Source organism: Arthrobacter sp. Soil_C_60 (assembly GCF_057656375.1).
In genome coordinates, this window is sequence record NZ_JBDGKM010000014.1 from 82,556 (window position 1) to 92,863 (window position 10,308).

9 protein-coding genes and 1 pseudogene are annotated in these 10,308 nt (G+C 64.8%); 9 read left to right on the plus strand and 1 reads right to left on the minus strand.

The features are described from left to right. Positions 1–65: 65 nt before the first annotated feature. The 9 genes from AC3A4M_RS20960 (at position 66) to AC3A4M_RS21000 (ending at position 9,760) form a co-directional block, all read left to right on the plus strand. Positions 66–1,037, plus strand: a complete 972-nt coding sequence (locus AC3A4M_RS20960; RefSeq protein ID WP_498738325.1) for a carbohydrate ABC transporter permease — start codon at positions 66–68, stop codon at positions 1,035–1,037. Continuing rightward, positions 1,034–1,924, plus strand: a complete 891-nt coding sequence (locus AC3A4M_RS20965; RefSeq protein ID WP_498738327.1) for a carbohydrate ABC transporter permease — start codon at positions 1,034–1,036, stop codon at positions 1,922–1,924. Before AC3A4M_RS20960 ends, AC3A4M_RS20965 begins: the two co-directional genes overlap by 4 nt. Before the next feature lie 65 nt (positions 1,925–1,989). Then, positions 1,990–2,994 (plus strand): NAD(P)-dependent alcohol dehydrogenase, encoded by a 1,005-nt coding sequence (locus AC3A4M_RS20970; RefSeq protein ID WP_498738340.1) that lies wholly within the window; start codon positions 1,990–1,992, stop codon positions 2,992–2,994. A gap of 4 nt (positions 2,995–2,998) precedes the next feature. Further along, complete coding sequence (locus AC3A4M_RS20975) at positions 2,999–4,060, plus strand: carbohydrate kinase family protein (protein WP_498738329.1); 1,062 nt, start codon at positions 2,999–3,001, stop codon at positions 4,058–4,060. Between the two features lie 93 nt (positions 4,061–4,153). Then, on the plus strand, positions 4,154–5,287 hold the full coding sequence (locus AC3A4M_RS20980) for an ABC transporter ATP-binding protein (protein WP_498738331.1): 1,134 nt from the start codon (positions 4,154–4,156) through the stop codon (positions 5,285–5,287). Between the two features lie 66 nt (positions 5,288–5,353). Then, positions 5,354–6,379 carry an ATP-dependent 6-phosphofructokinase gene (locus AC3A4M_RS20985; RefSeq protein WP_498738332.1) on the plus strand — a complete coding sequence of 342 codons (1,026 nt, stop codon included), beginning with the start codon at positions 5,354–5,356 and terminating at the stop codon, positions 6,377–6,379. Between the two features lie 53 nt (positions 6,380–6,432). Next, positions 6,433–7,911, plus strand: coding sequence for a pyruvate kinase (gene pyk / locus AC3A4M_RS20990; protein ID WP_498738333.1), 1,479 nt, complete (start codon positions 6,433–6,435; stop codon positions 7,909–7,911). A gap of 216 nt (positions 7,912–8,127) precedes the next feature. After that, positions 8,128–8,958: an ACT domain-containing protein gene (locus tag AC3A4M_RS20995; protein ID WP_498738334.1), complete on the plus strand. Its 831-nt coding sequence runs from the start codon at positions 8,128–8,130 to the stop codon at positions 8,956–8,958. A gap of 199 nt (positions 8,959–9,157) precedes the next feature. Next, positions 9,158–9,760, plus strand: coding sequence for a VOC family protein (locus AC3A4M_RS21000; protein WP_498738336.1), 603 nt, complete (start codon positions 9,158–9,160; stop codon positions 9,758–9,760). A 333-nt stretch (positions 9,761–10,093) separates the two neighbouring features. Here the strand turns inward: AC3A4M_RS21000 and AC3A4M_RS21005 are convergent. Continuing rightward, a pseudogene (locus AC3A4M_RS21005) lies at positions 10,094–10,308 on the minus strand (hypothetical protein); the annotation flags it as partial.

The following is a 10,308-nucleotide window of genomic DNA, read 5'->3' on the forward strand; positions in this document are numbered from 1 at the left end:
ACCCATCAGACGGCCGGTGTTCCCGCTACCCGAGGGAGCGGGAACACCACCGGCAGGAGAGCCTCATGAATTCAGCACTAGCAACCGCACCCCGCCGGTCGGACCGGTCACCCGCGGATCGCCAAAGGAACACCAGGTCCCGCCAGCGCGCCCTGGCCTGGGCCCGCAGGGCGCCGCTGCTCCCCGCACTTATATTCCTCATCGTCGTTACCCAGCTGCCGTTCGTGGCGACCCTGGTGATTTCCCTGCTGAACTGGAACAGCCTGCGGCCGGACCAGACAAGCTTCGCCGGACTGAGCAATTACGCCGCGGTCCTCACCAATGCGGATTTGCGCCAGGCCATCTTCACCACGATCCTCCTGACGGCCACCGTGGTGCTCGCCAGCCTGGTCCTGGGCCTTGGCCTGGCCCTGCTGCTCGATAAGAAATTCATCGGACGGGGCCTGGTCCGCACGATCCTGATCGCACCTTTTCTTATCGTTCCCGTGGCCGCGGCCCTCATCTGGAAGCACGCCCTGCTCAACCCCGTCTACGGATTGATCAACGGGACTCTGACCTGGATCTGGTCGCTGTTCGGCAGCAGTAACCCGCCGCAGCCCGACATCCTTTCCCAGGCACCGCTTTTGGCAGTGGAAGTCTCCCTTATCTGGCAGTGGACCCCGTTCATGATGCTCATTCTGCTTGCAGGGCTGCAGTCACGACCGATGGACACCGTTGAAGCCGCCCAGATGGACGGGGCTTCCCGCTTCGAGGTCTTCCGCTACCTGACCCTGCCGCACCTGCGCCAGTACCTGGAGCTGGGCGGCCTGCTGGGAACCATTTACATCGTGCAGAACTTCGACGCCGTCTTCACCCTGACATCCGGAGGGCTGGGAACAGCCAACCTGCCGTATGCGGTCTACCAGACGTTCTACTTCGCCAACGAATACGGCGTTGCGTCCGCGGCCGGCGTCGTCACAGTCATAGGAACGATCATCGTGGCGATCTTCGCCCTGCGCACCGTATTCTCGCTCTTCAAGAAGGAGGAAGGACGATGACCGCCCTGAACCCCGCCACTCCCAAACCCGCGGGCATCAGGCGCGGACGCAAGTCCCGCCTGGACCCGACGCGCAACAACACGGCAGCCGGACTGATTGCCTGGCTGGCCGCCCTGGTTTTCGCCATACCCGTCCTGTGGATGGTCCTGACCTCGTTCCACTCCGAGACGGATGCGGCGACCAACCCGCCCTCCGTCGCCGCGGACCTGACACTGGATGCCTACAAGGAATTCTTCGGCGCCGCCTCGGGTGTGAGCCCCTGGCCGTACATGATTAACTCGGCCACCGCATCCATCTTTTCCACGGTGCTCGTGCTCCTGCTGGCCATCCCGGCCGCCTACGCCCTGTCCATCCGCCCCGTGCAGAAGTGGACCGACGTGATGTTCTTCTTCCTCTCCACGAAGATGATGCCCGTCGTGGCGGCCCTGCTGCCGCTGTACCTTTTCGCCAAGAACGTCGGTGCCCTGGACAACATCTGGTTCCTGGTCCTGATGTACACCTCCATGAACCTTCCCATTGCGGTCTGGATGATGCGCTCATTCCTGGCTGAAGTCCCGGTCGAAATGCTCGAGGCCGCCCAGATCGACGGGGCCAACCTGCTGCTGACCCTGCGAAAAGTCGTCGCGCCGGTCGCGATGCCCGGAATCGCAGCCACCGCGCTGATCTGCTTCATCTTCAGCTGGAACGAACTGCTACTGGCACGGGTCCTGACGGGCGTCGTCTCGGGCACCGCGCCGGTTTTCCTCACCGGCTTCGTCAGCAGCCAGGGACTTTTCCTCGCCAAAGTCTGCGCCGCAGCCGTCATCATCTCCCTGCCGGTACTCTTCGCCGGTTTCGCAGCCCAGGACAAGCTCGTTCAGGGCCTTTCCCTCGGCGCCGTCAAGTAGCTCACCCCACCGTGCAAAGGATTACCGTGTCCACTTTCATCAATGAGTCCGCGCCTCCTGCCACCATGCGCGCTTCAGTCCTGCGGCGGCAGGGCGACATGGCGCTTGAGACCCTGGACGTACCCTCCCTCGAAGACGATCAGGTGCTGGTACAGGTCGCCGCCGTCGGCGTCTGCGGCAGCGACGTGCACTACTACCGGCACGGGCGCATCGGCAACTACGTTGTCGACCACCCGCTCGTCCTCGGACACGAGCTCTCCGGCCGCATCGCGGCAGTAGGCGCCGGGGTGGACCCGGCCCGCATCGGCCAAAGGGTAGCCGTGGAACCGCAGCGGCCCTGCCGAACCTGCACCCAATGCAAGGCCGGCCGCTACAACTTATGCCCGGACATCGAGTTCTACGCCACTCCACCGATCGACGGCGCATTCACCGAGTACGTGCGGATCCAAAGCGACTTCGCGTTCGACATCCCGGACAGTGTCAGCGACGAAGCCGCCGCGCTCATCGAGCCGCTCTCCGTCGGCATCTGGGCCTGTCAGCGGGCCGGCATCCGGCCCGGCAGCCGAATACTGATTGCCGGCGCCGGCCCCATCGGCATCATCACCGCCCAGGTCGCCCGCGCGTTCGGAGCGTCCGAAATCCATATAACGGACATCTCTGCCGCCCGCAGGGACTTCGCCCTGGAGAACGGGGCAACACATGGCCTCGATCCGTCCACGGAATCATTAAGCGGACTCGGCCTCGATGCGTTCATCGACGCCTCCGGCGCACCACAGGCCGTCAGGTCCGGCATCATGGCGGTCGGCCCCGCCGGGCGCGTCATCCTGGTGGGGATGGGCGCCGATGATGTCGAGCTGCCCGTGTCGTATATCCAGAACCGCGAAATCTGGCTCTCCGGCGTCTTCCGGTACGCCAATACCTGGCCGCTGGCCATACGGCTGGTGGCCGAAGGCCAAGTGGACCTCGACACCCTGGTAACCGGGAAATTCACCCTGGCCCAGGCCGAAGACGCACTCAACGCCGGCACCAAGCCGGATCAGCTCAAGGCGATTGTCTACCCGGGACGCTGAAACGATGAGCCAACCAGATCCTGAAATGAAGGCGTCGGCATCCCGTACGGAAGCAGCATCTCCTGCGACGGAGCATCCCGCCGGTGCAGAGAGTTCCGCGTGTTCGGGCTGCCTGACAGTCCTGGGCGAATCCCTGGTCGACATCCTCGCCGACGCCGGTGGTGGTCCGGCAACCGTGTTCCCCGGCGGCAGCCCGCTGAACGTTGCCGTGGGCTGTGCACGTCTTGCCATGGACACAACCTTCGTCACCCATTACGGGCAGGACGACCACGGAGACACGATTGCTGCGCATCTGAGCGCAAACGGCGTGGAACCAATCGTCGGCGGCACCTCGCCGACCAGCGTTGCCCGCGCAACATTGGATGCAGCCGGAGCCGCAGAGTATGACTTTGACATCACGTGGGACCTTACGGGAGCAACGCTGCCTGCGCGGTCCGCGGTCGAGAACTCGCAGCACGTCCATACCGGATCCATCGCCGCCGTACTGCCATCAGGCACTGAGACCGTCTACGCCCTGATCGCTGCCGCCCGCGGACACGCAAGCGTCAGCTACGACCCCAACTGCCGCCCCAGCATCAGCCCGGACGTGGACCGTGCCCGCCGGCAGGCGGAGAAATTCGTCGCCGCCAGCGACATCGTCAAGGCCAGTAATGAAGACCTCCAATGGCTCTACCCGGCCAGACCCATCGAACAAACGGTAGCGGCCTGGCTCAAACTCGGTCCAGGGTTGGTCGCCGTCACCCGCGGCTCCGCAGGACCGGTGCTCGCCACCCGGCAAACTGCGGTCACCCTGCCGGCGGAACCGGTCCACGTCGCCGATACCGTCGGCGCGGGAGACTCCTTCATGGCGGGCATGCTCTCGGGCCTGGCACAAATGGACTTCCTCGGACCCGGCAGCCGCGACCGGCTCAGGCATCTGAGTTCGGATGCACTGCTTTCTCTGGGCCGCTACGCCAACAGGGCAGCGGCCATCACCTGTTCCCGGGCAGGGGCAAATCCGCCCTGGGCACACGAACTCGGAGCACTGCAAATCACTGCACCATCCCGGGAAGAACAAACCTGCTGAGGCTGCCTCTGAAGGCTTCAACCCAATCCATAGCTATTCCCCTCATTACGGATCGTCGGGCACGTACCTGCCCGTGAAAAGGAATCAAAAACCATGGCAACAGTAACTTTTGACCAAACAACCCGCCTTTACCCCGGCACCGACCGGGCGGCCGTGGACGGACTCAACCTGGAGATCGCCGACGGCGAGTTCCTCGTCCTGGTCGGCCCGTCCGGCTGCGGAAAATCCACCTCCCTGCGCATGCTCGCCGGCCTTGAAGACGTCAACTCCGGACGCATCCTCATCGGAGACCGGGACGTCACCGACGTGCCGCCCAAGGACCGCGACATCGCGATGGTGTTCCAGAACTACGCGCTCTACCCGCACATGTCCGTCGCGGACAACATGGGCTTCGCCCTGAAGATCGCGGGCATTCCCAAGGAGGAGCGTGCCCAGCGCGTCCGCGAGGCGGCCAAACTGCTGGACCTTGAGGAGTACCTGAACCGCAAGCCGAAGGCACTCTCCGGCGGCCAGCGCCAGCGCGTAGCCATGGGCCGGGCCATCGTCCGCAGCCCCCAGGTCTTCCTGATGGACGAACCCCTCTCCAACCTGGACGCGAAACTGCGCGTCCAGACCCGCACCCAGATCGCTTCCCTGACCCGGCGCCTCGGCGTCACCACCGTCTACGTCACCCATGACCAGGTCGAAGCCATGACCATGGGCGACCGTGTCGCCGTACTCAAAGACGGCATCCTGCAGCAGGTCGACACCCCCCGAAATCTCTACGACCGTCCCACGAACGTCTTCGTCGCCGGGTTCATCGGCTCACCGGCCATGAACCTGCTCGAACTGCCGGTCACAGACGGCGGTGTGCTGTTCGGGGGCACCGTCTACCCGGTGCCGCGCGCAGTACTCAGCCAGGCCCACGGAACGACCGTCACGCTGGGCGTACGCCCGGAGGACCTGGAAACAACCGTCGACAACCACGGCCTGCGCGTAGAGGTCGATGTGGTCGAGGAACTCGGTGCCGACGGCTACGTCTACGGCCGCACTGCCCTGAACGGCAGCCACCACGACCTCGTGGCCAGAATCGACGGCCGCCGCCCGCCCCTGAAGGGCGACACCGTCTACGTGCGGCCAATGCCCGGCCACGTGCACCTCTTTGACACCATCACCGGGCTGCGCCTGGAGCATCCGGACTCGCCTGGTCAGGGCTACGAACCTGCCCCGGCACGTTCAGTTGTCTAACCGGTGCAGCCGCCGCCCCGGTACGGGACCGGCCTGCCGCGCACCCCATCGGAAGGAGTTGCGAGAGTGAAGATCGGCATTCTGACCAGCGGGGGTGACTGCCCCGGGCTCAACGCGGTCATCCGCGGGGCGGTGCTGAAGGGCATCAAGGTCCACGGCCAGGAGTTCGTCGGTTTCCGTGACGGCTGGCGCGGCCTCGTCGAGGCCGACGTCATGGAGCTGCCACGGAGCAGCGTCCGCGGTATTTCAAAGCAGGGCGGCACCATCCTGGGCACTTCGCGGACCAACCCGTTCGAGGGCAACGGCGGGCCCGAGGCCATCACGGCGAACCTGGAGCGGCTCGGGGTCGACGCCGTGATCGCGATCGGCGGCGAGGGCACGCTCGCCGCGGCGCAGCGCCTGACGGAAGCGGGCCTGAAGATCGTTGGCGTGCCCAAGACCGTTGACAATGACCTCGACGCCACCGATTACACGTTCGGGTTCGACACCGCGGTCCAGATCGCCACGGAGGCGATCGACCGGCTGCGCACTACCGGCGAATCGCACCACCGGACCATGATCGCTGAGGTGATGGGCCGGCACACGGGCTGGATCGCGCTGCACGCCGGCATGGCGGCCGGTGCCCACGCGATCCTGATACCGGAGCAGCAGGTTTCGATGGACCAGGTCACGGAGTGGGTCACCGACGCGCACAAGCGCGGCCGTGCCCCCTTGGTAGTGGTGGCCGAAGGGTTTGTGCCGGAGGGCCAGGGAAGCCCGCATTCCGAACGCGGGCTGGACGCTTTCGGCCGGCCCCGGCTGGGCGGGATCGCGGACCAGCTGGCGCCTGAGCTGGAGGCCTGCACAGGGTTCGAGACCCGTGCCACCGTGCTCGGCCACATCCAGCGCGGTGGCGTTCCCAGCGCCTTCGACCGGGTCCTGTCCACCCGGCTGGGCATGGCGGCCACGGATGCCGTTGCCGGCGAACGCTGGGGCGAGATGGTCTCGCTCAATGGAACAGATATCGCCTACGTCGACTTCGCCAGCGCGCTCGGCAAGCTCAAGACCGTACCCCAACACCGGTATGACGAAGCGGTCACGCTCTTCGGCTGAGCCCGCTAACCACCACAGCAACGTCTCCAACAACAGCAGCTAGGTAGGGTTTCATGAGACGAGCAAAGATCGTGGCCACCTTCGGCCCCGCGGTAGCCAGCTACGACAACACTCTGGCGGTCATCGAGGCCGGTGTGGACGTGGCCCGCATGAACATGAGCCACGGTGACTACACCGTGCACGACAACACGTACATCAACGTCCGCAAGGCCGCGGCCGAGCTGGGCCGCACCGTCGCCATGATGGCGGACCTGCAGGGCCCGAAGATCCGGCTCGGCCGGTTCACGGACGGACCGCATACCCTCGCGGCCGGGGATACCTTCACCATCACGACGGACGACGTTGAGGGCACCGCGCAGCTCTGCTCGACGACCCACACGAACCTGCCCCGGGACGTCCGCCCCGGAGACACCCTGCTCATCGACGACGGCAAGGTCGCCTTGCGCGCAGTTGAGGTCACAGCCAACAACGTGGTCACCGAGGTGACCGTGGCCGGCACGGTGTCCAACAACAAGGGCATCAACCTCCCCGGCGTGGCCGTCAACGTCCCGGCCCTGAGCAGAAAGGATGAAGAAGACCTGCGCTGGGCCCTCCGCCGCGGCGCCGATTTCATCGCCCTGTCCTTCGTCCGCAGCGCTGATGACATCACCCGGGTCCACGAGATCATGGACGAGGAAGGCCGCCGCGCCCCGGTAATCGCGAAGATCGAAAAGCCGCAGGGCGTGGACGCGCTCGAGGAAATCATCGATGCCTTCGACGCGATCATGGTGGCCCGCGGCGACCTGGGCGTGGAGCTGCCCCTCGAAGACGTGCCCGTGGTCCAGAAGCGGGCCATCGAGCTGGCCCGCAGGTGGGCGAAGCCCGTCATCGTCGCCACCCAGGTGCTCGAATCCATGATCGAGAACCCGCGGCCTACCCGCGCCGAGGCTTCCGACTGCGCGAACGCCGTACTCGACGGCGCGGACGCCGTCATGCTCTCGGGCGAGACCAGCGTGGGCACCTACCCGGTGGAGACCGTCCAGACGATGGCTCGTATCATCGAGTCCACCGAGGAGCACGGCCTGGACCGGATCCCGCCCCTGGGCAGCAAGCCCAGGACGCGTGCCGGCGCGATCACCCGCGCAGCCGTGGAGATCGCATCCCAGCTCGAGGCGAACACTATCTGTGCCTTCACCCAGTCCGGCGATACTGCCCGGCGGCTCTCCCGGCTCCGGCCCACCTGCCCTGTGCTGGCCTTCTCGCCCACCGAGCAGGTCCGAAACCAGCTGGCGCTGGTGTGGGGCATCCAGCCGATGCTGGCCGAGGAAGCCGTGCACACCGACGAAATGACCCGCCAGGTGGACCGCGTGTTGCTGGAGCAGAACCTGGCGCAGCCCGGCGGACTCGTGGTCATCGCCGCCGGATCCCCGCCCGGAGTGGCCGGCTCCACCAACCTCGTCAAAGCACACAAAGTCGGCGACCTCAACGACGCCGGCCTGCTCCCTGAAACTGGGTCAACGTGCAAGCAGAGGTTTAACGCTATCGGCTCGTAAAGGTCCACACATCAGAACATATGCGCCGTTATCGGTGCTTCAGACAGAACGGCCCAATTAGTTGTCCGTGGATTGACCGGTCCCGGGTTATCTGTCAGCGGCAGGAAGCGCCGTGGAGTTCGGGCCTGTATTCCAGGTCATGGCGGTGACGGATATGTGTCCGGTTCTTGATGTAGGCGCAACGCGGGTGAAACAGGTTAGGGCCAGCATTGAAGCATGAGACACGGTGCCTTGAACCCTTTCCACGCCGAGTTGTCCTGCGACTCCTGTGGCCAACTTCCCGAACCGCCCCGGACCCGGTTGACGCTGGCTAACGTGGCGGCCATGCTCCCGATCGAGCTACTGGTCCATGCCGTGGTCATCCACACTGACTGGTCTTATCTGGTGAAGGTCCTGATCCTCACCATGACCGCCACTGTCCTGGTGATTTGGGTTGCCGAGCCATCGGCATCGCGCCTGCTGCGCCGATGGCTTCATGCCCCTGCGCTGCACCGGAGGAAGAAACTGCACAGCGCGCAGGCGTTATGGCATACACGGACAACCCTGGCCGACCGTCCCGGAGCGCTTGAGCGGATCACGCACGCTTTGTCCTGCCTGGATATCAACATCCTCAGCATCCACGTCCACCCGGTGCGCGACGGGGTGCTCGACGAGTTCGTTCTGGCCAGCCCGGCCGCGCTCACCGAGCAGGACCTGCTCGATGCCCTTGCTGCGGGCGGCGGAAGCAGCTCCCGCGCCATGCGTACTACTCCCATCGCACTGGCTGACGGCCAGACGAGTGCGCTGAGCCTCGCCGTGCGGATCGCCGGCAACCCCTCGGAGCTGCCGCTGGCGGTGGCCGAACTACTGTCCGCTGAAATCCTCTCCGAAACTGGAGAGAACCCCGGCCAGCGACACGCGGTGGACGGTACGCTGCTCAAAATCCCCACGGCCTGGGATCAACCGATCATCTTCGCCCGTCCCGGAAACCCTTTCACTCCGGCCGAATCCGCACGGGCACACCGGCTGGCAGAACTGGCCGAGATCGTAGAACTCAGCCGACGCTAATCTACGCGCTGTTATCGGCGCCTTTAATGGTTATTTGTGATGCACGCTCAACGCCTGCTGAGAAGCTGCTGAAACTTTTCATCAGTGACGTCTAGTATGATGCCGGGGTTCATGCGGTTCCCTGGTCTGGCAGTGCGGATGCACGACATCACGAAACGTACGCTCGAACGCAGCGGCAGCGCCCCGTAGAACTTCACCCGTGCCTTGCCTGTGCCTGAATCCGAACTGGTCCAGGGACCCGTACAACCTCGAATTCCTCGGACTGCCGAAGGAAACCGCCGAACGTGACCTGGAACAGGCCCTCAGCGGCAGCATTGTCGAAACCCTGCGCGAAACTGGTCCAGCCTTCGCCTTTGTCGGCCGCTGGTGCACGTGGATGTTGATGGACTGGGGTCCTGCTAGCGTTACCGCCATGACGACTCATCAGATCACCCTTGGTGCGATCAATCTGGAGGCCCAGAATCCGGCCACGCTTGCCGAATTTTGGGCATCCGTTACCGGCGCCATTCCATCATCCGGGAGTGACAGCGTCTACCTGCCATCTGCTGGCCCCGGAGGGTTCGCAATGTTCTTCCAGCCGATGACCGGCCCTCGCCCCGAACATCAGGCGTTCCACCTGGACCTGACCGTCCCATGGGGGACACGACAGGCCGAGGTTGATCGTCTTCTCAGCCTCGGTGCCACCCACCGGTGGGACGTCCTGGACGAATTTCCGCACGTGCAGTGGACGACCCTTGCTGATCGGGAGGGGAACCTCTTCTGCGTGGCCGAACACCCTCCTACAGACCAGCAGGGTTTGTGATCCGAGCCGAGTAGGCATCGGTGTGAAAATTTTCTCCGTGGCGACTATTGCGACAGCGCACCTGCCCAAAGGATTCCCCTCCAAGCCAAATCGTTCCCATAGGGGCTTGGAGTACAGCATGATCGAATAGCCGCCAAGTTCAGCTATGGATTACCACGGTCCCGCTACACCTGTCCGGTGATCCGGTGCCGGGTGCCTGGGCGGCACACCCTCTTGAGCCTGAACTTCCTTGCAAGCCCCGGTTGGCTCCTCAGTCGTTCGTCTGCGCAGTGAGACATCGCCATCTACAGGCAGCGGCCTTACCCTCGGATGAGGCACAAAGGGATAGTCCCGCTAGTGGCGGATTCCGGTTTCGGTGCGTGCGACATCTTCCCCGGGCGGAAGCTCGAGGTTCCCGACGGTGTTGGACGGCGCCTTGGTCCGAGCGTGGGTGACATAGAGGGGCAGCGCCGTGAACACCAGACCGCCGACGAGGTTGCCGAGCACCGTCGGGATTTCGTTCCAGACCAGGTAGTCCAGGACGGTGAACTCGCCGCCGAGCAGCAGAC